The organism is Tessaracoccus luoxuelianae (assembly GCF_054483915.1).
Map to the genome: position 1 here is coordinate 2,556,595 of NZ_CM137013.1, position 22,098 is coordinate 2,578,692.

Annotated in this window: 23 protein-coding genes and 1 tRNA gene; 15 read left to right on the forward strand and 9 right to left on the reverse strand. The window is 69.2% G+C overall.

Annotated features, from left to right (window positions below; genetic code table 11):
* Positions 1-2: 2 nt before the first annotated feature.
* Positions 3-671 carry an Rv2135c family putative phosphatase gene (locus tag ACX1D1_RS11685; protein ID WP_459054661.1) on the reverse strand — a complete coding sequence of 223 codons (669 nt, stop codon included), beginning with the start codon at positions 669-671 and terminating at the stop codon, positions 3-5.
* 74 nt (positions 672-745) lie between these two features.
* Between ACX1D1_RS11685 and ACX1D1_RS11690 the strand changes: the two genes are divergently transcribed.
* Positions 746-1,570 (forward strand): undecaprenyl-diphosphate phosphatase, encoded by an 825-nt coding sequence (locus ACX1D1_RS11690; protein ID WP_459054662.1) that lies wholly within the window; start codon positions 746-748, stop codon positions 1,568-1,570.
* 11 nt (positions 1,571-1,581) lie between these two features.
* Positions 1,582-2,544 (forward strand): aldo/keto reductase, encoded by a 963-nt coding sequence (locus tag ACX1D1_RS11695; RefSeq protein ID WP_459054663.1) that lies wholly within the window; start codon positions 1,582-1,584, stop codon positions 2,542-2,544.
* Positions 2,545-2,551: 7 nt separating this feature from the next.
* Here ACX1D1_RS11695 and ACX1D1_RS11700 read toward each other — a convergent pair whose 3' ends face one another.
* Positions 2,552-2,926 (reverse strand): DUF3224 domain-containing protein, encoded by a 375-nt coding sequence (locus ACX1D1_RS11700; RefSeq protein ID WP_182783848.1) that lies wholly within the window; start codon positions 2,924-2,926, stop codon positions 2,552-2,554.
* A 98-nt stretch (positions 2,927-3,024) separates the two neighbouring features.
* Between ACX1D1_RS11700 and ACX1D1_RS11705 the strand changes: the two genes are divergently transcribed.
* Positions 3,025-3,112 (forward strand) — tRNA-Leu (locus ACX1D1_RS11705).
* 206 nt (positions 3,113-3,318) lie between these two features.
* Here the strand turns inward: ACX1D1_RS11705 and ACX1D1_RS11710 are convergent.
* On the reverse strand, positions 3,319-4,011 hold the full coding sequence (locus ACX1D1_RS11710) for a metalloregulator ArsR/SmtB family transcription factor (RefSeq protein ID WP_459054664.1): 693 nt from the start codon (positions 4,009-4,011) through the stop codon (positions 3,319-3,321).
* An 80-nt stretch (positions 4,012-4,091) separates the two neighbouring features.
* Here ACX1D1_RS11710 and ACX1D1_RS11715 point away from each other — a divergent pair, with 80 nt between their 5' ends.
* From ACX1D1_RS11715 to ACX1D1_RS11725, 3 genes are all read left to right on the forward strand, one after another.
* The gene (locus tag ACX1D1_RS11715; protein WP_459054665.1) at positions 4,092-4,616 is read left to right on the forward strand and encodes an OsmC family protein; all 525 of its coding nucleotides are present in this window, start codon (positions 4,092-4,094) and stop codon (positions 4,614-4,616) included.
* Between the two features lie 25 nt (positions 4,617-4,641).
* On the forward strand, positions 4,642-4,992 hold the full coding sequence (locus ACX1D1_RS11720; protein ID WP_459054666.1) for a DsrE/DsrF/TusD sulfur relay family protein: 351 nt from the start codon (positions 4,642-4,644) through the stop codon (positions 4,990-4,992).
* 142 nt (positions 4,993-5,134) lie between these two features.
* A complete protein-coding gene (locus tag ACX1D1_RS11725; protein WP_459054667.1) occupies positions 5,135-6,325 on the forward strand; it encodes a cysteine desulfurase family protein in 1,191 nt (396 codons plus the stop codon).
* Positions 6,326-6,406: 81 nt separating this feature from the next.
* Here the strand turns inward: ACX1D1_RS11725 and ACX1D1_RS11730 are convergent, their stop codons facing one another.
* Positions 6,407-7,855, reverse strand: coding sequence for a threonine/serine exporter family protein (locus ACX1D1_RS11730; RefSeq protein WP_459054668.1), 1,449 nt, complete (start codon positions 7,853-7,855; stop codon positions 6,407-6,409).
* Between the two features lie 275 nt (positions 7,856-8,130).
* On the opposite strand from ACX1D1_RS11730, the gene ACX1D1_RS11735 reads away from it, so the two are divergent.
* Complete coding sequence (locus tag ACX1D1_RS11735) at positions 8,131-8,262, forward strand: hypothetical protein (protein WP_459054669.1); 132 nt, start codon at positions 8,131-8,133, stop codon at positions 8,260-8,262.
* A complete protein-coding gene (locus ACX1D1_RS11740; protein ID WP_459054670.1) occupies positions 8,259-8,750 on the forward strand; it encodes a tRNA (cytidine(34)-2'-O)-methyltransferase in 492 nt (163 codons plus the stop codon). The genes ACX1D1_RS11735 and ACX1D1_RS11740 overlap by 4 nt, the downstream gene beginning before the upstream one ends.
* A 7-nt stretch (positions 8,751-8,757) precedes the next feature.
* On the opposite strand, the gene ACX1D1_RS11745 is transcribed toward ACX1D1_RS11740, so the two are convergent.
* Positions 8,758-9,636 (reverse strand): fructose bisphosphate aldolase, encoded by an 879-nt coding sequence (locus ACX1D1_RS11745; RefSeq protein WP_459054671.1) that lies wholly within the window; start codon positions 9,634-9,636, stop codon positions 8,758-8,760.
* 170 nt (positions 9,637-9,806) lie between these two features.
* On the opposite strand from ACX1D1_RS11745, the gene ACX1D1_RS11750 reads away from it, so the two are divergent.
* The 3 genes from ACX1D1_RS11750 to ACX1D1_RS11760 all read left to right on the forward strand — a co-directional run bounded on the left by ACX1D1_RS11750 (position 9,807) and on the right by ACX1D1_RS11760 (position 13,927).
* Complete coding sequence (locus ACX1D1_RS11750) at positions 9,807-10,010, forward strand: hypothetical protein (RefSeq protein WP_182783783.1); 204 nt, start codon at positions 9,807-9,809, stop codon at positions 10,008-10,010.
* A gap of 78 nt (positions 10,011-10,088) precedes the next feature.
* Positions 10,089-10,478 (forward strand): hypothetical protein, encoded by a 390-nt coding sequence (locus ACX1D1_RS11755; RefSeq protein ID WP_459054672.1) that lies wholly within the window; start codon positions 10,089-10,091, stop codon positions 10,476-10,478.
* Positions 10,479-10,546: 68 nt separating this feature from the next.
* Positions 10,547-13,927, forward strand: a complete 3,381-nt coding sequence (locus tag ACX1D1_RS11760; RefSeq protein WP_182783779.1) for a PPi-type phosphoenolpyruvate carboxykinase family protein — start codon at positions 10,547-10,549, stop codon at positions 13,925-13,927.
* Here the strand turns inward: ACX1D1_RS11760 and ACX1D1_RS11765 are convergent.
* Positions 13,908-14,573 carry an HAD family hydrolase gene (locus ACX1D1_RS11765; RefSeq protein ID WP_459054673.1) on the reverse strand — a complete coding sequence of 222 codons (666 nt, stop codon included), beginning with the start codon at positions 14,571-14,573 and terminating at the stop codon, positions 13,908-13,910. The genes ACX1D1_RS11760 and ACX1D1_RS11765 overlap by 20 nt on opposite strands.
* 211 nt (positions 14,574-14,784) lie before the next feature.
* Between ACX1D1_RS11765 and ACX1D1_RS11770 the strand changes: the two genes are divergently transcribed.
* Genes ACX1D1_RS11770 through ACX1D1_RS11785 form a run of 4 tightly spaced genes read left to right on the forward strand, consistent with a single transcriptional unit; the run spans position 14,785 to position 19,064 of the window.
* Positions 14,785-15,486 (forward strand): hypothetical protein, encoded by a 702-nt coding sequence (locus tag ACX1D1_RS11770; RefSeq protein WP_182799441.1) that lies wholly within the window; start codon positions 14,785-14,787, stop codon positions 15,484-15,486.
* Positions 15,465-16,613: a CbiQ family ECF transporter T component gene (locus ACX1D1_RS11775; protein ID WP_370586074.1), complete on the forward strand. Its 1,149-nt coding sequence runs from the start codon at positions 15,465-15,467 to the stop codon at positions 16,611-16,613. The genes ACX1D1_RS11770 and ACX1D1_RS11775 overlap by 22 nt, the downstream gene beginning before the upstream one ends.
* On the forward strand, positions 16,610-18,169 hold the full coding sequence (locus tag ACX1D1_RS11780) for an ABC transporter ATP-binding protein (protein WP_459054674.1): 1,560 nt from the start codon (positions 16,610-16,612) through the stop codon (positions 18,167-18,169). The genes ACX1D1_RS11775 and ACX1D1_RS11780 overlap by 4 nt, the downstream gene beginning before the upstream one ends.
* Positions 18,159-19,064 carry an ECF transporter S component gene (locus tag ACX1D1_RS11785; protein WP_459054675.1) on the forward strand — a complete coding sequence of 302 codons (906 nt, stop codon included), beginning with the start codon at positions 18,159-18,161 and terminating at the stop codon, positions 19,062-19,064. Before ACX1D1_RS11780 ends, ACX1D1_RS11785 begins: the two co-directional genes overlap by 11 nt.
* Here ACX1D1_RS11785 and dprA read toward each other — a convergent pair.
* Genes dprA through ACX1D1_RS11800 form a run of 3 tightly spaced genes read right to left on the reverse strand, consistent with a single transcriptional unit; the run spans position 19,061 to position 22,073 of the window.
* Positions 19,061-20,173 carry a DNA-processing protein DprA gene (gene dprA, locus ACX1D1_RS11790; protein WP_459054676.1) on the reverse strand — a complete coding sequence of 371 codons (1,113 nt, stop codon included), beginning with the start codon at positions 20,171-20,173 and terminating at the stop codon, positions 19,061-19,063. The genes ACX1D1_RS11785 and dprA overlap by 4 nt on opposite strands.
* Positions 20,170-21,708, reverse strand: a complete 1,539-nt coding sequence (locus ACX1D1_RS11795) for a YifB family Mg chelatase-like AAA ATPase (RefSeq protein WP_182799437.1) — start codon at positions 21,706-21,708, stop codon at positions 20,170-20,172. Before ACX1D1_RS11795 ends, dprA begins: the two co-directional genes overlap by 4 nt.
* Positions 21,702-22,073, reverse strand: coding sequence for a YraN family protein (locus ACX1D1_RS11800; protein WP_182799561.1), 372 nt, complete (start codon positions 22,071-22,073; stop codon positions 21,702-21,704). The genes ACX1D1_RS11795 and ACX1D1_RS11800 overlap by 7 nt, the downstream gene beginning before the upstream one ends.
* Positions 22,074-22,098: the final 25 nt, after the last annotated feature.

Sequence of the window (22,098 nt, forward strand, 5' to 3'; positions counted from 1 at the left end):
GCCTAGCCGCGGTGCGCTGGAGGGGGGTCGACGTCGCCGCCACCGACGACGGGGGCCGCGTGCATGGCCAGGAGCCCTGCGAGACTTCCGCCGGCGTTGACACAGAGGACGGTGGGTCTGTGCGCCAGGTACTCCACGACGCTGACCCCGGCGGGACCCACGTGCACCCGCTGGAAGTCGTCGAGCCGCATGCCGAACGCGTGGGCAAGGATGGCCTTGATGGGGTCCCCATGGGAGAACACGACGACCGTGTCTTCATCCGGGTGGCGCTCCGCCAGTTCGGCCACGGCCTCGGTGGTCCGAGCGAACATCTCCATCATCGACTCACCACCCGGGAACGACACCGCCGACGGTGTGGCCTGGATGTCCGCCCACAGCATCTCGTCCTTCAGCGCCGCGAGCTTCGCACCGGTCCACACCCCGTAGTCGCACTCGCTCACGCCGTCGAGGACGGTCGCGTCGGGGAAACCCGCCAGGGCGGCCGTCTCGCGGCAGCGCTGGATGGGTGAGGTGTAGGCCGCCGCGATCCGGGCCTCGGACAGGAGTTCCCCGAGGGCGCGCGCCTGGCCGCGACCCACCTCGTCGAGGGAGACCCCGGGCATCCGGCCCGCCAGCACCCCGTCCGCGTTGGCCGTGGATCGTGCGTGCCGGATCAGGACAACCTTCGTCATGGGCGCCAGCGTAGTCGGCGGTGGGAGCCGCCCCGACGGTACAGTGGCGCCGTCGTTGACGAAGGGACTGTGACGTGGAGTGGTTCGAGGCGATCGTATTGGGCATCGTGCAGGGCCTGACGGAGTTCCTGCCCATCTCCTCCAGCGCCCACGTGTCGATCGTCGGTCAGCTGCTGTTCGACGGCCGAGATCCAGGGGCTGCGTTCACGGCTGTCACCCAGCTCGGCACCGAGACGGCAGTACTGGTCTACTTCCGCCACGACATCTGGCGGATCATCAAGGCCTGGGTCGGCAGCCTGCGCGGCACCGTCGAGAGATCGGACCCCGACGCCCGCATGGGCTGGATGGTCATCCTCGGTTCGGTCCCGATCGTCGTCCTCGGGCTGCTCTTCCAGGACGCCATCGACACCTCTCTACGCAACCTGTGGATCACGGTGGCGATGCTGGCCGGGGTGGCAATCTTCCTGGCCGTCGCCGACACGATGGGGGCGCAGAATACCCGCGAGCTCCGGCAGCTGACCTGGCGCGACGGTGTGCTGTTCGGACTGTTCCAGGCCGCGGCCCTCATCCCGGGGGTGTCGCGATCGGGCGCGACGATCTCCGGTGGCCTCTTCATGGGCTACACGCGTGAGGCCGCCACCCGATACGCCTTCCTCCTGGCAATTCCCGCTGTGTTCGGCTCCGGGCTCTACAAGCTGAAGGACATCGGGACGGACCAGACCACGGCCTGGGGCCCGACCATCGCAGCCACGGTGCTGGCATTCTTCATCGGCTACGCCGTCATCGCCTGGCTGCTGCGCTACATCTCGACGCACAACTTCCGGATCTTCGTGCTCTACCGCCTCATCCTGGCCGCAGTGGTCTCGGTGCTGATCCTCACCGGCGTCCTCTCCGCGTAGGGTCGGGCCTCATGCAGCTCAGACCACTTGGCGCCTCAGGCCTTCACGTCTCCCGCCTCGGGCTCGGCACCATGGCCTGGGGCCGGGACGTGGAGTGGCCCGCGGCCCGTGACCTGCTGGCGGACTTCGTCGACGGCGGCGGCAATCTCGTCGACACCGCGCCCGCATACGGCGCCGGGGTGGCCGAGAAGATGATCGGCAAGGCCCTGGCGGCGGGCCTCGCGCGCGATTCGCTGGTGATCGCCACCAAGGCCGGCTTCGTCATCCGCGACGGGCGGCGCATCATCGACACCTCGCGAGGCGCGCTGCTGAGCGACCTCGAGCAGTCACTGCGGCGGCTCCAGACCGATCACGTGGATCTCTGGCAGGTGCACGCCTGGGGGGAGGCGCCTCTTGATGAGACGCTTTCTGCCCTGGATTCCGCCGTGAGCCGGGGCATGGCGCGCTACGTCGGGGTGTCCAACTTCGTGGGCTGGCAATCGGCGACCGCGGCCACCTGGCAGGCAGCGGACCGGGCGCGCACGCCGATCTCGAGCGTCCAGGTGGAGTATTCGCTGCTGGCCCGGCGAGCCGAGGTGGAGGTGGTGGGCGCGGCCGAACACCACAGGATGGGTGTCCTGGCCTGGTCCGCACTCGGCCGCGGCACGCTCACGGGGAAGTATCGCGGCGGACGGCTTCCGCGCGACTCACGGGCGGCGTCGGACCACTTCGGGTGGTTCCTCGAACCGTATCTCCAGCCGCGCTCGGCGGCCATCGTCGACGCAGTCGCCCACGCCGCGCAGGGGCTCGGCCTCACCGCCACCCAGGTTGCGCTGCTGTGGGTACGCGACGCCCCCCAGGTGGCCTCGGCCCTTGTCGGGCCCCGCACGACGGATCAATTGGCGGAACTGTTGGACGCCGAGGACAAAGTGCTGGTTGCGCCGATCGTGTCAGCCCTCGACGACATCTCGGGTGGGCCGAACGCCTACCGGTGAGGCCCGCTCAGACGAGGTCGAAGGCGACGTGGTGCACGCCCTCGGCGTCGATCTCCAAGGTGAGGATGCCGACGGCGCCGGCCAAGTCCCCTGTGCCGGACCCGGGCACCAATTCGTAGCGCACCTGCTGGTCCCCGTCACGCATCGAACCGAACTGCTGGAACGCCACGCTTCCGGTGCGCCCGCCGATGCGTCCCTCGAACACTTCAAGCGCCACGTAGCCGGCCGTGCCGTCTGCAGGGTTGCCGGCCGACAACATGATCCCCCTGCTGGCGCCCTCTGCCTCACCGGTCCACACCTTGGCGAACTCGAAGCGTCGCGTGCCGGGCAGCAGACCTTCCTCCGGCGTGATCTCGATCTCGAACGTTGCGTTGACGATCATGGTGGCGCCCTCCTCTCCCCCAGCCTAGGCGGATTTGTGCAACCACGGCGGGCGCCTGCTAGAGTTCCTTGTCGCTCCCCCTTGGGGGATCACCACTCGTCCGGGTGGCGGAATAGGTAGACGCGCTAGCTTGAGGTGCTAGTGCCCGTAAAGGGCGTGGAGGTTCAAGTCCTCTCTCGGACACCATTCGAAACCCCCAGTCAATCCGGCAAAAGCCGCTCTGACTGCGGGTTTTGTGTTGCACGATGATCAGACGAGGCTCGGATGACCGCACAGATCTGGCCGACAGCCGGATGTCGCCAGATCGCTGAGTCCGGGTCAGGGGCGCCCTGCGGGAGTCGTCGGCGGCTCATCGGCAGGTCTGGTGCCGCAGTCGACACTAGAGCTGCCAGTTAGCCCTTCGACGCCGAACCAGTCGGACGCCCCGCGTCCCTCCACTGCGGGTAACCGCCCTCCAGCCGAGCGGCTTCACGGCCCGCTTCGCGGAGGCGGGTGACGGCGGTCGACGCCATCACGCAGTAGGGTCCGCGACAATAGGCCACCACGGTGGCGTCGTCGGGCAGTTCGGACAGGCGGTTGGCCAGGTCTGCCAGCGGGATGTTGAGGGCACCGTCGACGTGGCCGGCCGCGAACTCGCTGGAGGGGCGGACGTCGACGAGCACGACCTCGCCGGAGCGACTCAGCTCGTCGAGTTCGTCGAACGCGATCGGGCGGGTGCCATCGGCATCGGCGAAGAAGGCCTCAGTCAGTGCTGATACCTCGGCGATGTGGTTCTCAGCGAGCGTGACCAGAGTGCGGTAGGCGCTCTCCACGCCGGGGTCTGCCAGCCGGTACACCCGGGCGGTGCCCTCGACGCGGCGGCTGACCAGCCCGGCCCCCGACAGGATCTGCAGGTGCCGAGAGGTGTTGGCCACGCTGGCCGAGATCTGCTCGGCCAGTGACTCGACGTTCCGCTCGCCTTGGGCCAGCACGTCGATGATCTCGACCCGTTTCGCGTGCCCGAAGGCCGCCCCCATACGCGCGAAGTGCCTGAACGCCTCGTCCTTGAACTGTCGATCGTCCAAACCCCACACCTCCTCAATCATTCAGGTGAATAGTAGTGCAAGGAACGCGTGGTGGTGCTAGGCCCATTATTCAACCCGATCCTTGAATAAGGAGTTAGAGCGTGAGACTCAACAACCTGGACCTTGACGTCCTGTCCGGCGTGATGGAACGCGGCCGAACTGATCCGTCGGTGTACCGGCTGCACAAGCGCGTCGAGGGCCGATGGAGCTTCACGCCGGGCGAGCCCGCCTACACCGCATCTGTGCAGCACGGGACGGCGTCGACCGACCTGCACGTCGACATCGCGCCCGGCTTTGGCGGGCAGGGGCTGGCGCCGGATCCGCTGCAGTACCTGCTGGCCGGGTTGGGCGCCTGCTACGCCTCCACCCTGGTGACGATCGCCGCCACCGAAGGAATCGCCCTGGACGCGGTCAGCGTGGTCGCCCAGCAGGACGTGAACGTCGCCGCCGTGTACGACGTCGGAGATGCGCCCCTGATGGAGCAGATCAGCGTGACGATGCAGGTCGCCGCGGACGTCGATGACGCCATCCTGACCCGCTGGCAGGACGCCGCACGCGTCAAGTGCCCCTTCGTCTACACGATCCTCAACCCGATCACCCTGACCACCACCGTCGAACGCGCCTGAGACCACCGACCGAGAGGAAACACTCATGAAGGCCCTGATGATCATCAACGGTTCCGCCTACGGGCTGGACTCCACCTTCAACGCCATCCGCCTGGCGGCCGCCATGGCCAAGCGGGACGGCGTCGACATGACCGTCTTCCTGATGGGCGACGGCGTGACCGCCGCCATGGCCGGGCAGAAAACGGCCGACGGCTACTACAAACTCGACCGGATGCTCGGCGGGATCGTGCGCAGCAGTGGGGAGATCCTGTGCTGCGGCACCTGCATGGACGCCCGCGGCATGACCCCCGAGATGCTCGTCCCCGGCGCCCGCCGTTCCACCATGGAAGAACTCGCCGACCACACCCTGGCCGCAGACAAGGTCCTGGTCTTCTGACCAGGAACCCATTGGACGCCGCGGCCACACGGTCCGCGGCGTCCACCCCAGCCACTCCTGACGGCAGGAACGCCAGGGAGTCGTCTCTTTCCGACGCCCGACAGCGGCGGGCATTCCGAATCGCACGGGAGGAACACCGGACATGACCGATCAGCATCCGATTTCGAACGACCACCCGCTCTACCTGGACTACAACGCAACCACGTCCGTGGACCCGCAAGTGTTCACCGCGATGGCTCCGTACCTGACGAGCGAGGGGGGCAACCCCTCGAGCAACCACGCATACGGGGTACGCGCGCGCGCCGCGATGGAGGACGCCCGCGCCAGGGTGGCCGCCCTGATCGGCGCCGACCCGTCCGAGATCGTGTTCACCGGGAGTGGCTCGGAGGCGGACGCCCTCGCCGTCCGCGGCGCGGTCCTGGCCGCGATGACGTCTGATCCGCGGTTCGCCGACGGGGCACGCCCGCACCTCATCACCCAGGCCACCGAGCACCCAGCCGTCCTCGCCGCCTGCCAGGACCTGGCCGAACTGCACGGGGTGGACGTCACCGTGCTCCCAGTGGACGCCGCCGGCCGGGTGGACCCTCACACCGTCGAGGCCGCCATGACCCCCGCCACCGTGCTGGTCACGGTCATGCACGCCAACAACGAGACCGGGACCATGCAGCCCATCCGCGAGATCGCGGAGATCACTCGCGCCCGCGGGGTTCTGCTGCACACCGACGCCGCCCAGTCCGTCGGGAAGGTTCCGGTGAACGTGGGCGAGTTGGGGGTCGACCTGCTCACCGTGGTCGGGCACAAGATGTATGCGCCCAAGGGGGTGGCCGCGCTGTACGTGCGCGACGGCGTCGCCCTCCGCCCGCTCATCGGCGGAGGCGGGCAGGAGCACGGACTGCGGGCGGGAACGGAGAACGTGGCCTACGCCGTCGGGCTCGGACGGGCGGCGGACCTCGCCGCAGAGGCGCTGGCCGGCGGGGAAACCGCCCGACTGGAAGGCCTGAGGGACCACCTCGAGGCGCGGCTGCGGGAACTCCTCCCCGGACGGGTGTGGCTGAACGGGCCTAGGGCGGAGCGGCTCCCTAACACCCTCAACGTGCGGATCGACGGCCTACGCGCGCTTTCGCTGCTCGCGGCGGTGCCGTCGGTGGCGGCGTCGGCAGGGTCGGCGTGCCACTCGGGGCAGGACCGACCCTCCCCTGTGCTGACCGCGATGGGGATCGGGGAGGCGGAGGCGCTCACGGCCGTCCGACTGAGCGTTGGGCGGTGGACCACCGACACCGACATCGACACAGCGGCCGAGGTCATCGCTCGCGCAGCACGCTCTCCAGCGTGATCGGCACAACCCTTCCAGGGTTGAAGACCAGGACCCGACGCATGCGCGTCGGCAAGGAGGGCCGCTGCAGACGGACGGCTGTCAGGTTCGTCCCTGCTGACCTCGGCGCAGGGACGCCCGCAATGCCAGCCGCGCCAGTTGCTCAGTCGGTTGGGCAAGGTGCCGGCCGAGGGTGGAGCCGACGGAGCTACCGAGGGCCAGCATGACCCCCGTCACAGCGGCGAGAAGAAACAGCTCTCCGGCCGTGTCACCGGGCTCCACCGCGGGCATCCCGACGACAAGGTGGAATAGGCCGCGGTAGAGGATCAGGCCGGGCATGAGGGGCACGATGCCGACGGTCACGATCGCGATGGCGGGCAGGCGCATCCATCGCCCGACGGGGTGGGCGAACACCGCCACGACGGCGGCCGCACCCCCGGCCGCGACCGCATAGTCGCCGCCGACGAGCGGCAACAGCAGCAAGTACACCATCCACCCCAGGCCGCCCCCCATGCCGGCTACCAGGGCCCCACGAGGGCCGAACCTTCCGAACAGACCCACGGCGGTGGCGAAGATCGAGGCCGCGGCGACCTGCACGGCGGGGTGGTGCGGCGGTATGGACTCCGGCGCCAGGTATGCGGGCACCCCCAGCCGCACGCCGAGCCACAGCACGGCTACGACGCCGAGGATGAGCCCGCCCGTGCGCATCACCAGGTCGACGATGCGCGCGGCGGCGGTGATGTAGTAGCCGTCCAGTGCGTCCTGCGCGGCCCCGACGACGCCCAGGCCGGCCAGCATCGTGACCATGCCGGCGGCCACCACCAGCGACGGCGACAGTGCCCACAGGTCGGTGACGCCCTGGGACCGCAGGAACATGAGGGCGATGGCCAGCATCATCGGGATCGCCCCCGCCACGACCTGGGCATAGAAGTAGGACGCGTTCGTCCGCGCGAGCCGCGCGGTGACTTCGTGCACCAGCAGGGTGGCGAGCCCCGCCACCCCGATCTCCAGTGGCACACCACCCAGGAGTGCCGTGATGCTGGCGCCTTGGGTGAAGGCAACCAGTGCGGTCACCCAGCGCCGGTAGACGCCGGCTCGCGACTGCCACAGGACCAACTCCTGAGTGGCCCGGTCGACCGACCGCTCTCCCCGCGCGACTGCGCCCACGACCGATTCCAGGTGCGCGAGGCGTGCGTAGTCGCGGTCGAGCGCCGGCACCGTGCGGAACAGGTTCAGCGGGATGCCCTCCCTGTCGGCCTCCGTGCACGCCACTGTGACCGCTGTGTAGGTGACGTCAACCTGGAAGCGGACGCCGTGTGCCAGACCGAGCCGCAGGATCATCTCGGTGGCTTGGGACGCCGACGCACCGGAAACCAGCGCGGTCGCCCCGACCCTGGTCGCCAGGGACACGAGGGGAAGCCGGTCGGGGGCGACCTCGGGTTCGGCCTCGGGCTCGCTTGCCTGTGCCCGTTCGCGCAGCAGGCGTTCCACCCACCATCGGCGATGCGGGTGGCCGGTCTCCGGCCGCGGGACAGGAGCGGGCGCACTCATGGTGCCCCCCCCTTTCCGTCGGGGACAGTGGAGGCGAAACGATCAACCACATTACCGGCCGGGTGCCGCCTGCGTCGAACAAGTGAGTTCACGGCTGCCCGAGCCCTGCCGCAGGACGCCGGCCCAGAGGCGATGCGCCGTCGACTATTGCGGGCGTCTCAGGGAATGATCACGGTCAGCGCTGGAGTCGTCTCGCCGCCCGCACGAACGGCTGCCGGAAAACCCACCTCGCCCCTCCCCGCGGGCCGGCTGCCGGCCGTGGGTTAGCATCCTTCATGACCCCATACCTGGAGACCCGACGACTCGTCCGGACGTTCGTGGCTGAGTGGCCGGTCCGAATCGATGGCGACGAGGACGGCGACGTCGAGTATGCGCTCACCCTCCACCAGTGGCAGGTAACGCCTTGACCGCGACAGACCCCAGGACCCGGCCGCTGCGCATCCTCTTCCACGCGCCCCAGATCCCCAACAACACGGGCGCGACGATGCGGCTGGCGGCTGTGACCGGCGCCGAACTGCACCTGGCCCGACCACTCGGGTTCGACATGGACGACGCCAAGCTGCGCCGCGCCGGCCTGGACTATCGAGACGAGGCCGCCACCTTCGTCCACGAATCGCTGGCCGCCGCCTACGGCGCTCTGCTGCCGGCGCGCGTGTTCGCCTTCACCGCCCACGCCGAGGATGCCTACACCGACGTGTCCTACGCGCCCGGGGACGTTCTCCTCTTCGGTCCCGAACCCACGGGACTGGCCGCTGACGTGTTGGCCGATCCTCGCATCACCGAGCGCGTGCGTATCCCGATGCGGCCCGGAATGCGTTCACTGAACCTGGCCAACGCCGCCGCCATCGCCGTCTACGAGGCGTGGCGCCAACTTGGACACCACGGAGCCGCCTGAGCGTGCCTCAGGCCATGGACGCCGCGTAGATCTCCGCGATGGAGCTGCCCAGGACCCGGTCGAACTCCTCGTCGGACTGATTGATGTTCAGACCCTCCATCAGAGCGCGCGCAAAGCTGGCCACCACGCCGTGTTGCCTGGCCAGGCGCTCCGTGGCCTCCGCGCGGGAGTACCCGCCCGAGAGCGCGAACACGCGCAGCACCCGCGGGTGCGCCACCAGGTCCGCGTACAGGTCGTCGTGCTCCGGCAGGGTGAGCTTCAGCATGACCCGCTCCCCCTCAGGCAGGTCGTCCAGACCCACCGCGAGCAGATCGTGGACATGCCGTTCTGCCTCCGCCTTGTGGGGTGAGGTGATGTCCACCTCCGGCTCCAGGATCGGCACCAGACCCGCGGCGAGGATGCGGCGTCCGAGGTAGAGCTGCTGCGCGACGGCGGCCTCAGCCCCCGCCCCCGGTGCCCGCACCACCGACCGCATCTTCGTGCCGAAGACGCCCTTGGCGAGTGCGTCGGCAAGCACCTCGTCGAGTCCGTCGATGTCCTTCATCAGCTGGGCTCCGTCGCGCTCCTCCACCAACCCCTTGTCCACCTTGAGGATGGGCACGATGTGCTTGGCCTCCCACAGGTATTCCGGCGTGGGACGGCCGTCCACCTGACGGTCCACGGTGTGGGCGAAGAGGATGGTGGCGAGGATCCGGTCGCCGTCGAAACTGGGACTCGCCATGATCCGGGAGCGCATCGCGTGCACCTTCTCGAACATCTCGGCCTCATCGACCCACGCCTCCACGCCGTAGCGCTGCAGCGTCCGTGGCGTGCTGCCGCCGCTCTGATCCAACGCGGCCACGAAGCCTGGGGCCTCGGCCATCTTCTGATACTGCTGCTCGAACATGTTCAGCCTCCTCGTCACACTGCGAACGTGAGGGGGGCGGCAGGCGGTCGGGCGTCGTCGCCCGCTCTCTCTTCTTCAGTCTCCCACCGCCGGGCCGCGGGTGGGCTGAAACCGCCGCACGCGGTCTGCATTGGGGGTAGCGTCGATCCCCCAGCAAGAGGAGCGAGGCCATGATGAGCACCCACCCGGACGATGAGGTCTACGACCCTGAGATCCACCCGAGCCAGGACATCCTGGACCCAGATGCCGGCCCAGGACACAGCGTGCTGGATCCCGACGCGGGCGGGCATCAGCACCATCCCACCTCGAGCGAACTGCCGGGAGACTCCCTGGGTGGGCTGACCAACGCGGAGAGCGAGTCCCGCTTCGATTGATCTTTCGCGGGCCCGGCCACGTCGCCGGCCACCGGCCAGGCGCTACCGTTGGAGAATCGACGACGAAGGGTGACCATCATGGGTTTTCTCGACAAGCTGCTGCGGCGCGACACCGGCGACGACGACGGCGAGGTCATCCTGTCGCCCTTCAGCCCGGAGAGCGTCCGGCCCTACCTGAGCGATCTCATCGAGGCGCTCAGCGCCCTGACCGAGGCCATGGACTCAGAGGGTGCGCCCCTGTCCAACCCGGGGTGGCGTGGGCGGCTGCACGACCTTCGTGAGGCACACGGCGGGTTGCGCATGCTGGCCAGGCGCACGAACTTCACCAAGGAGGACCTGTACGAGGAGTTGACGTGCGTCAGGCCCCTCTACCGTGGTGATCCGCCGAAGGACTTCGCCCACCTCGCCCCACTCAACGACCGGGTGGTCGAGGCCATCGAGTCGGTGCACCGGGCCGCCGCATCCTAAAGGAGGTCAATCGCGCTTGAGGGGGGACCCCCGCTTTGTCCGGACCAGTGCGAAGTCCATAGTGAACCATGGCGACTTTCGCGGACACCGCAGCTATCAACCTCCGCCTCGGCCTGCTCGGGCTCCCGCTGCCCTCTGAGGGTGCGGCCGGGCGCGCAGTGGATCTGGTCCGGCCCATCCTGGCGCGGCAACGCGAACTCAACAGGCGCCTCGCCCACCGGCTACCCGCCGTCGACACCCGAATCCAGAACTTTCTCGATTCCTACCTCGACGGAACCGGGGCCCAGCCCTGCCTGCCGCGACAGACCCTGGTACTCGATCAGGCCGGGCTGGCACGCGAGATGTCGCTGCCCGTCGACGGTGACACGTTCACCTCGGAGCTCCTCACCAGCTACCGCCTCGTCAACGGCATCCTGCACAACCCGGCCAACGACCGTCGCACCACCAAGGGCGTGTTCCACATCGCCGAGGGTGGCCTCCCCATTCAGGACGACAAGATCGCGGTTCCCCGCGGTGTCTTCGGGCGGTTGATGGAGCAGGCGTTCCTTCCGCCCGACGAGGCCATGGTGCTGCCCTACACCGCCGCGCAGCCGGATCAGCCGAAATGCTGGGTCTCGCTGCTGCTGCGCCCGATCGTCGTCCCAGCCGTGCCCGGCTACACCGTCGAACGCCGGATGGAGACCCGCTTCATCGCACCAGCCACGTTGATGGCAAACCTCGACTTCGTGGAGGGCATCTTCGGCAACGGCGGCGACCCCTACCTGCCGGAGAACGACGGCTCGCTCAACCCCGCCGAGTGGACCGGGCACACCGGCCTCGTGGTCCTGGCCCCGCACCTCACCCGGCTCACCAAGAAGGAACTGGGGCTCCCCCACTACGACGACGCCAGCCAACGCCAGCGCCGCGACGGGATGTGCTGGCGCGACGAGAACGAGCTGTACAACAACGGCTCCGCGTTCAAAGCCTGCGCCAGGGACGAGCGGGGCGTCATCGTCACCGTCATCGCGGACAACTACTTCGGCTACTGCAAGAAGGAGGTCAAGGCGCAGATCAGCTATTCGGCCAACCTCCTCGGCATGGTCGAGGAGGAGCATTCGGGCGGCGCCATCACCTTCCCCCGCTACAACCTTGGCCAGACCTACACCCACACCTACGGGGACCCGTCCTACCGCCTGGACGACGTCATCGCCCGGAACCCGGAGCGCTTCGCGCGGCAACCGGAGGGGCACGCCCTGGACCTTGAGCAGCCACACATCGTGCTCGTGCCGGAGTTGGCCACCTTCTCCCTGCGCGACAGCACCATCACCTGGGGCAGAGACGGAGCTGCGAGCACGATCGCACTGCGGGCCGACACCTATTACGTCAGCCCCGACGGCTACGTCGTCGAACTGGCCCACATCGAGGCCGACGGCGCCCAGTGGACGCTGCTCGGCACCTCCCCCATCGCCACGTCGTGCCACAAGCCGGCCACGGTCTCCGGGGGCGGCAAGTCCGAGATCTCAAAGTCCATCACGGACGCGTTCGTGTTCGGTAACGCCTACGTGGCGGACTTCGTCGAGGACATGGCCCAGGTGGACGCCATCGTGGTCCGCGACTTCTCGCAACGCTTCCTCGATCCCGCCGCCGCCGATTTCCGCCCGCTCCTGTCCGATGAGCGCTCCGTGGGCAGCGTGATCAAGCTGCTCACCCCGAGCCCCGACTACACCGACGAGTACAACGCCTGGGTGGAGTCCATCCCACACCACATCAAGGAACTGGTGTTCGTCGTCAAGCGCTTCTACCGCCCCGAGTGGGGCGGCGAGTGGGCCCCCCACTTCTCGGTGGGGCGCATCAACGGACGGGCGGGGCACGCGCTGCGCCTCGACGGCGACAAGATCACCGTCAACATGCTGCGCGTGGGATTCGCCCCTGACGGGTCTTGGCGCCTGTTCGGCCTCAGGCACGACTTCCACCCCGCCGCGAAGGTGCAGACAGAAGACGACATCACCGCCAGCATCGTGGTCCCAGGCACGGTCGCCGGGCGCGAGGACGGCCTGTCGAGGAAGTACGTCACCAACTGCGAACAGCTCCTGTTCCAGCGGCCCGACGATGCGATCCACCGCGGCTACGACAGGCAGGCAGAGTTCGACATCGCCGGCGGCGCCTTCCTCAGCAACTTCGAGCCGTTGACCACTGCGGACGCCCGCGAGCTCGTCGACGACGCCATCGCGTTCTCCACCTTCTCCAAGCCCATCCAGGAGCTGATCCGGAGAGTGGCCAAGGGCGGCGAGGGGGTCCCCGGCTACTTCGTCTCCTCGGCGCACCCGCGGCTGATCAACGGCGCGCGGTCCAAGAATCCCCGCTACCTTCAGGTCCGACAGGACATCGCCCGTCCCAAGGAGACGGTGCTGGCCGAGATGGTGGCACGGCTCCATCGGAGGCTGGCCATGGCCGAGCCGCTGCGTCTCCCCGTGGACGTGGTGGCGGCGGGTCGGCGCAACAACGCGGCGGAGGACGGCGTGCCGCCGCTGTGCGCCTACGCCCCGCTCCACTACATGGAGTTGCCCGAGCTGTTCATGGAATTCATCTCGTCGATGACCGGCAAGTCGCCTTCGACGACGGGGGCCGGTTCAGAGGGCGCGATGACCAAAGGTCCGTTCAACGCCCTGCCCTCGGTGATCGACCTCAACGCCGCGTTCCTGTCGTTCGCGCTGACCGGCTACGACGGCTGGCTCTCCAGCGCCGGTGTGATCGGCCCCAACGTGCGGGTCGATCACGACATCTCGCTCCTGGTGCCGGAGGTGTTCTCCCGGATGACGCCCGAGGAGCGAGACGCCCGATGCCTCATCGCCGAGGGTGCGCTCGAGCAGGTCCCTGACTTCGAGCATGAGGGCGAGCTCATCGAGGCCAGCCGGCTCGGCTACCGCATGACGTCGAAGTTCCAGGCCAAGTACTTCGGCCGGATCTTCATGCACCCACACGTGGTGTTCTCGGAGAACATGCTGCAACCCGAGTTGCAGGACGTGGCGGCCTACGTCGCCTCCGTGCGCACCATCGTGACCACGCACAAGCGGGTCGCCCAGTCCTACCTCGACGACGGCACGGTCGCCCTGGCCGTTCCGCCGATCAGGGCGCTACTGGAGATCATGGCCACCGGCGAGTCCGACGGGATGACCCTGCACGACGAGCGGTTCCGCCGCCTCTTCGACCGCGAGGACGTGCTGTCCTCGGCGTGGTACCGCGCCCGGTTGGAGTCGCAGAGCGAGTCGGACTCGACGCACCAACGCAACGCGGTGGCGGCCATGACGAAGTTCATCGAGGAACCCACCAATGCTGCGGCGGCGGAGCGGCTCGGCATCGGCCAGCGGATCGACGCGATGAAGGCACGGCTGGAGACGTCCACCCGCCCCGGCGCAGCTGAGGAACTCGCCGGCACGCTCGGCCGTCAGGTCACGTGGCAGCTGGGATGAGCGTCTCGACGAGCTCGGGGGTGAGCTCGTTGAGACTCCCGAGAACGGTCGTCCGGGCGAGGAGCTCGGCCGCCGGCGGGTGGAAGTGCGGGGGGACTGCCACCACGGCCATCCCCGCGGCCAGCGCCGAGAGGAGTCCGTTGGGCGCGTCCTCGACGGCGACGCTGAGCCGGGGATCTGCCCCCAGGAGTTCGCAGGCGCGCAGGTAGCCGTCCGGGGAGGGCTTCCCGCGTGCCACCTCCTCGGTGGACACGGTGGCCGTCAACACGTCAGTCAGGCCCATCACCTCCACCGCCGCGTCGATCAGCAGCCGTGGCGACGAGCTCGCGATCGCCACAGGGCAGAGCTCGGCCATGCGCCGGACCGATTCCACAGCGCCTGGCAGCAACGTGATCCCGCCACGATAGTGCTCGGCCATCGCCTCCACCGTGAGCCGGGCCGCCTCCTCGGGCGCGACGGGCAGCCCCACAGTGTGCACGAGGAAGGAGCTCCACTCCTGGGTGCTCATCCCCATCATCGCCTGGGTGGCGCCGTCGGGCCACGGGAGGCCGGCGTCAGTCGCGAGGCCGCGCCTCACCACGTCCCACACGGCCTCAGTGTCGGTCAACGTGCCGTCCATGTCGAAGACGAGGGCCTGGGGCAGCATGCGCGCTCCTCGAGGGTAGGGGTGAGGCCCAGCCTAGCGGTGGGGTAATGTGTCGCCGTTGGCAGGTGAATCCGGTGCGATCCCGGAACTGTCGCGCAACCGTGAACCCACCTGTGGGGAGTCGGACCGCCGGTCAACACAGAGGTCGTTTCACTTCCGTCGCGAACCAGCGGAGAACCCTTGGCCGACGGACCAACGGATAGAGGTCCACATGTCCCCCATCACCACGCGCCGCTGGGCGCTTCCTCTCGCTGCCCTGCTGGCGGTCGGGCTCTCAGGCCTCGCGCCCCACGCATCGGCCGACGAAACGGCAGTGGCCTGCGTCGATGCCGGCAACGTCTGGGTGCACGTGGAGCACGAAGAGGTCACCGGCGCCTGCGCCACCGAGTTCGCCACCGCCACCGAGGCCATGGTCAGCACCGGGCTGGCGGCGGACCAGGGAGCGTTCTTCATCACCGTCGACGGCGTCACAGCCGAGGACCCGCAGTGGTGGAGCCTGTGGACCGCGTCGGTCGAGGACGGGCAGCTGGGCGAATGGGTGTTCGCGCAGGTCGGTGCCGGGGATCTGGTGCCCGAGGCCGGACAGGTGATCGGCTGGCGCCTCCTCGAGGACTACAACCAGCCGCAGGAAGCCCCTCAGTTCAACCCCCTCTCCGATGAGGCCGCCGAGCCTGAGGACTCCTCCGCCGCACCGTCGGAGTCCGTCCCAGCAACGACACCCGATGCCTCCTCGGCCGCACCGGATGCGTCGGCGTCCCCCATCGCCTCGGCGGATGCCTCCGCGCCGGCCACGGACGCCGAAGACGACGAGCCCGCTTCTGGAGTGCCCACCGGCACCATCATCGGGATCGGCGTGGTGGTGGCCCTGGCCGCCGCCGGTGGCCTGGTGTGGTGGCGACGCCGCGGACAGTGATGTCGCGGCCGAGGCTGCCGCGCCAGCTCCACCCGTTCTCGTGGTGGGCCTGGGCGCTGGCGCTGGCAGCTGCCGCCTCCATGACCACCAACCCACTGCTCCTGACGGGGCTCATCGCCGTCGCCTGCGTAGTCACCCTCTCCAAGCGGGGCGACAGCCCGTGGGCGAAGTCCTTCTCGCTCTACCTGTGGTTGGCCCTGTTCATCGTGGTGCTGCGGGTGGTCTTCCGGATCATCTTCGGCGGCGGCGACGGGCCCACCATCCTGTTCACGCTGCCGGAGGTGCCCCTTCCCTCCTGGGTGACGGGCATCCGGTTGCTCGGCCCGGTGTCGCTTGAATCGCTCCTCGCGGGGCTCTATGACGGATTGAGGTTGGCCACGATCGTGGTGTGCATCGGTGCGGCCAATGCCCTGGCCAACCCCAGGAAGTTGCTGGCAAGCCTGCCCGGCGCCTTCTACGAGGCCGGCACTGTGCTCGTCGTGGCTGTGAGCGCCCTTCCCCAACTCGGTGAATCCCTGCAACGTGTGCTGCGCGCCCGACGACTACGCCGCAGCCCTGACGGGACCAACCGACGGGCGAAGCTGCGCGCGGTTGAGACCATCATCGTTCCCGTTCTCTCCGATGCGCTGGAGCGCTCACTCTCCCTCGCAGCATCGATGGATGTCCGGGGGTTCGGCCGGGCAGGCACCTCCTCGCGGGGCCAACGCAGGCTGTCGCTGGCTCTCGGCCTGCTGGCCATGATGCTGCTGGCGGTGTGGTCGTTCCGGTTCCTGGCCCGTTCCCCTGACTATCCGGTGTTCGGGATTCCGCTGCTGGCAGCCGGCCTCCTCCTGGGCGGTCTGGCCGCCGCTGCCGCTGCGCTCCGGGTCTCGGGGGCCTCCGTCCGCCGCACCCAGTACCGGCCCATCCCCTGGAGTGTGGATGAGAGCCTCGTCCTCGCCTCGGGCGTGGGCGCCGCCGCGGTCGTGAGCTGGGTAGGGTCGGGAGACGACGCCGCCGTCCTCTTCCCAACGCTCGTCCCGCTGGCGTGGCCGACCCTCACACCCCTCCTCGCGGGAGCACTTGCGGTGGCGTTCCTCCCCGCTCTCCTGGCGCCGGAACCGGTCACGGTGAGGACCGCCCGATGATCAGTTTCGACGACATCTCCTTCCGCTACGCCGCCAACGACACCCTGAGGCTCAACGGTGTGAGCTTCACCATCGACGAGGGCGAACTGTGCCTCGTCGTCGGCCCCACGGGGTGCGGTAAGTCAACGCTGCTCGGCTGCATCAACAACCTCGTCCCCCGCTTCACCGGAGGGGTGCGCACCGGCCGCATCCGGATCGACGGCCGCGACACCACCTTTCTCCCGCCCCGCGAGCTCGCCACGACGGTGGGCTACGTGGGCCAGGACCCGCTGGCCGGTTTCGTCACCGACACCGTCGAGGACGAGATCGCCTACTCCATGGAACAACTCGGGTTCGCCGCTGTGGAGATGCGGCGCCGCGTGGAGGAAACGCTCGACCTGTTGGGCATCGCCGAGCTGCGGTCGCGGGCGCTGCGCACCCTCTCCGGAGGCCAACAGCAGCGGGTGGCGATCGCCAGCGTGCTGGCCAGCTCACCGAAGGTTCTCGTCCTGGACGAGCCCACCTCCGCACTGGACCCGATCGCGGCGGAGGAAGTCCTGGCGATCATCAGCCGGTTGGTGCGGGATCTTGGCACCACCGTCGTCATCGCCGAGCACCGCATGGAGCGGGTGATCGAGTTTGCCGACAGCGTGCTCCTGGTGGGACGCACGGTCCTGCATGGCCCCACTCGGGACGTGCTGGAACTGTCTCCCATCAAACCGCCGCTGGTGGAGCTCGGCGCCAGGCTGGGATGGTCGCCCCTCCCCCTGACGATCCGTGAGGCGAGGCGTCCAGGCTCCGAGCAGCGCCGCGCATGGCTCGAGCTCCCCCCTGCGCTTCCCACGGCACCGCCCCCGGGGCGGCGCGTGCTGGCCGGCCACGGCCTCGTGGTCCGGTACGGCGAGACTGTCGCGGTGTCCGATGTCGACCTCAGCCTGCACGCAGGAGAGGTGACGGCCCTGATGGGGCGCAACGGCTGCGGCAAGTCCAGCCTGATGTGGGCCCTTCACGGCGCGGGACGCCGTGACGCCGGCCGAGTGACCCTCACGGATGGGGCCAGGGTCGCCCTCGTCCCGCAGACTCCGACCGACCTGTTGTACCTGGCCACCGTGGAGGCGGAATGCCTGGCCGGCGATCAGGCCGCCGGGCTCCCGGAGGGGACAACCGCGGCCCTCCTCCGGCGCCTGGTCCCAGGCATCGACCCCCAAGCCCACCCCCGCGACCTTTCCGAGGGGCAGAAGCTCGCTGTGGTGCTGGCCGTGGAACTGGCGGGCAACCCCCCAGTGGTGCTGCTCGATGAACCCACCCGAGGCCTGGACTACGCGGCCAAGGCCGTGCTCGCCGACATCGTCGCCGCGATGGCGGCCGAGGGCCGGGCCGTGATGATCGCCACCCATGACGTGGAGATGGTGGCTCAGAGCTGCTCCCGCGTGGTGGTGATGGCTGAGGGCGAGGTGGTTTCGGACGGGCCCACCCGCGACATCCTCGCCGGCTCGGCGCTGTTGGCCACGCAGGTGGCCAAGGTGGCCAATCCGATCCCCATCCTGACAGTGCAGGAGTACCTCGATGCGCGATGAATCCACCGTGACGATTCCCGCTCCGCTCGTCGGCGTCCAGCTGGGCTGGCGGACCTGGGCGGTGATAGGCGCCTCATCCCTGTTAGGGCTGTTCGCGATCGGATGGCCTCTCCTCATCCCTGCCATCGGGGTCACCCCCCAGCACACGGGCGACGCGCCGTTCGTCTTCGCCGCCCTGCTTCCGGTGGTGCTTCTGCTGGTGGTGGCCCAGGTGAGCGAGGGCGGCCTCGATGCGCGGTCGCTGGCTGTGCTCGGCGTGCTGTCCGCCCTGAACGCGGCACTCAGGCCGGCGCTGGGCCCCGGCACGGCCGGCCTGGAGTCCGCCTTCTTCCTGTTGATCCTTGCAGGGAGGGTCTTCGGCCCCGGGTTCGGCTATCTGCTGGGCTTCCTGTCGATGTTCGCCTCCGCGCTGCTGACGGCCGGGGTGGGGCCGTGGTTGCCGTTCCAGATGTTGGGGGCCGCATGGATCGGCCTGGGGGCGGGGCTGCTCCCCAAGCGGGTGCGGGGCGGGGCCGAGGTGGCCATGCTGGGCGCCTTCGGCGTCATCTCCGCCTACGCTTACGGCGCGCTGATGAACATGTGGTTCTGGCCGTTCATCACGGGGATCGACGGTGGCGCGGGCAGCCTCGACTACGTCGCCGGAGCCCCGATGACGGAGAACCTGGCCCGGTTCGGCTGGTTCACCCTGATCACGTCCACCGGAGGTTGGGACACGGGCCGGGCGATCAGCACACTGCTGGCGATCGTGCTCCTCGGGCGCCCCGTCCTCGTCGTCCTGAGGCGAGCCTCTGGGATGGGACGGATCGTGGCGGGGAGTCGTCTTCAGGCCGGGACGACCGAAGGGCTCGTCTCCGCCCGGGAGCAGCTGTCCCCTGCCACCGCCGAGAGGGTTTAGCGACAGCGCCCCGGGAGGCGGAAACCGCCTTCCTCCCCTTCCGCCAGCCAACCGGATTCGACGAGTTCGGCCGCGTTGGCCAACGCCTCCACCATGGTCTGGCCTGTGCGGGCCGCCAATTCCGATGCCGTCACCTCCTCGCGGGTGTGCACGGCTTCCCTGATCTCCCTGAGCGGTGAGGCCAGCGTGTCCATCGGCCGGTTCGCCCCTCTCCCGGAGGGCTCCGGCGCGGTTCCGAGGGGGGCCAGCAGCGCAAGGATCTCCTGGGCGGTGGACACCAGCACCGCCTCGCCGTCGCGGATGAGTCGATGGGGTGTGGCTGACAACGACGAGGTGATGGGCCCAGGCACTGCCATCACGTGACGCCCCAGCGCCAGGCCCCAGGAGGCCGTGTTCTTCGCCCCGGAGCGCGAGGAGGCCTCGACGACCACCACGGCTTCCGACAGGGCTGCGATGAGCCGGTTCCTGGCGAGGAAGGCGTATCTGGTGGGCCGAGCCCCGGGGGGGAGCTCGGAGAGCAGTGCTCCGGATCCTGCCACCGCCTGCGCGAGGCGCGCGTTGGCGGTGGGGTACGGGTCATCCAGTCCGCTGGCGACCACAGCGGCCGTGAGTCCCTGGACCCCCAGGGCGCCGCGGTGGGCGGCCGCATCCACCCCGAAGGCCAACCCGGAGATGACCGGAGTGCCTGCTGCCGCGAGGTCTGCGGCGAGTGTGATGGATGCTTGCTCCCCGTACGAGGTGCAGGCCCTGGCCCCGACCACAGCCACGCCACCCTCCAGGCCCTCCAACGAGGCGCCGCGTACCCAGAGCCCGAGCGGCGGCCCGGTCTGCCCAGCGACGTTGGCCCTGTAGAGGTCACCGAGCCGGGCGGGCCACTCCTGGTCCGAGGGGATGAGAAAGCGGGCCCCGCACGCCGCGGCCGCACGCTCCACGAGGCCCGTGTCCACCAGGGCTGCCTTGCGTGACAGCGCCCCACCGTCGGGTTGCGCCAGGAGGCCGCGCCACACGTCCACTGCGCCGAACTCCTCCACAGCCTTGACCAGCGGGGGCGAGCCCAGGGGCTGGAGGGAGCAGAGACCCATCCGGGCCGTGCGTTCAGTGACGCTCATGCGGCGCCCCTCCGCTGCTCGCCCTGCCTGAGGTGGAGCGCGGCCCGCAGCTCACGGCTGCCCACCCTGTCCCGGCCGGCGAGGTCCGTGAGGGTCCAGGCCAGCCTGATCACCTTGTCCACACCTCGGGCGCTGAGCACACCCCTCTGGAGCGCCGTGTTCAGCACGCCGAGATCCGTCGGGAGGCTCAGCTGCTGGCGGAGATAAGGGCCCGGCACCTCACCGTTGGTGGACCACGGCGTGTCTGCAAGGCGGCGACGCTGCCTGTCACGGGCCTCCACCACCCGCGACAGCACCGTGGCGCTGGACTCGGCGCTGCCAGAGGCCACGTCCAGCAGGACCCTGTTGATGCCCGCCATCTGGTGCTTGATGTCGATTCTGTCCAGGATGGGCCCGCTCATCCGCTCCTGGTACCGTCGCACTCTCATCGGATCGCAGGTGCACTCCATGCCAGCCACGCCATGGGAGCCGCAGGGACACGGATTGGCGGCCATGATGAGCTGGAATCGGGCAGGAAACGTGGTGGTGTGCCTGGCCCTGCTCACCGTGATGGTGCCGTCCTCCAGGGGGGTCCGCAGGGCGTCGAGTTTGGCACCGAAATCTGGAGCCTCATCCAGGAAGAGCACGCCACGGTGCGCCATCGAGATCGCCCCGGGTTTGAGTTCGGAAGTGCCGCCACCCACGAGCGCCACCGGGGTCACGGAGTGGTGCGGGTCCGCATAGGGTGGCCGTTGGATGAGCCCTGTGAGCTCCCGGCCGGCCAGGGAGTGGATGGCGGAGACCTCCACCGCCTCCTGTTCCGCCAGGTCCGGGAGGATGGATGGAAGGCGGGCCGCGAGCATGGTCTTGCCCACGCCTGGAGAGCCATGGAGGAACAGGTGGTGCCGCCCGGCGGCAGCCACCTCCAGGGCGAACTTGCCGTCCTGGTGACCGACGACGTCTGCCAGGTCAGGGGTGAAGCCCGCGGGGCCTTCGAGGGGAGGCGAGGACGCGGGGGCGGCCTCAGTGGGGTTGAAGACCGGCTTGCCCTCCAGCAGATCGACAACCTCGGCAAGCCGGCCGGCCCCCCACACGGTGAGGCCCGGCACGAGGGACGCCTCAGCCTGTTGACCCGCAGGCACGATCGCCCGTTCGAATCCCGCCTTGGCCGCCGCAAGCATCGCGGGGAGCACCCCGCGGACCTTGCGGATCCGGCCATCCAGGCCCAGTTCGCCCACCAGGACTGTGCGGGTGTCCGAGACGAGTTCCATCTGGCCCTCCGCGATGAGCGCCGCCACGGCGATGGCCACGTCGTAGTGGGTGCCGGCCTTCGGGAGGCCCGCAGGCGACAGATTGATGGTGACCAGCCCCGGGGGCCAGGACAAGCCGGTGGCCAGGACGGCTGCCCGCACCCGCGCCTTGGCCTCGCTCAGCGCGGCGTCGGGAAGACCCACCAGCTGAACTCTCGGCAGCCCGCCTCCCTTGGCGGCCTCAACCTCGACAGGAAAGCCGTTGATCCCGGACAGTGCCACCGACCACACCCGTCGGCCTACCATTCGTCGATCCCTCGAGCGTAGGTGAACTCGCATTCGCCACCGCGCGGCCAGAGCACGCCGATGCCATCCACGCGGATGAGCTTGGGGCGCAACCCTGACTGCCTGACGTACAGCGCGGCAAGCCTGCGCAACCGGCAGGCCTTCGCGTAGGTGATGGTCTCAATCGGCGAGCCGAAGCCCAACCCTGAGCGTGACTTCACCTCCACGACGACGAGCGTCTTCCCGTCCGGTTCTGCTGCGACGATGTCGATCTCGCCCTCGCGGCAACGCCAGTTGCGTTCCAGCACCCGCCAGCCGCGGGCTTCCAGATACTCCACGGCCTTGTCTTCGCCGCGGCGCCCGAGGGCCTGTGTTGGGGTTTCCATGGCCACCACCTTCCGATCCCTTGAT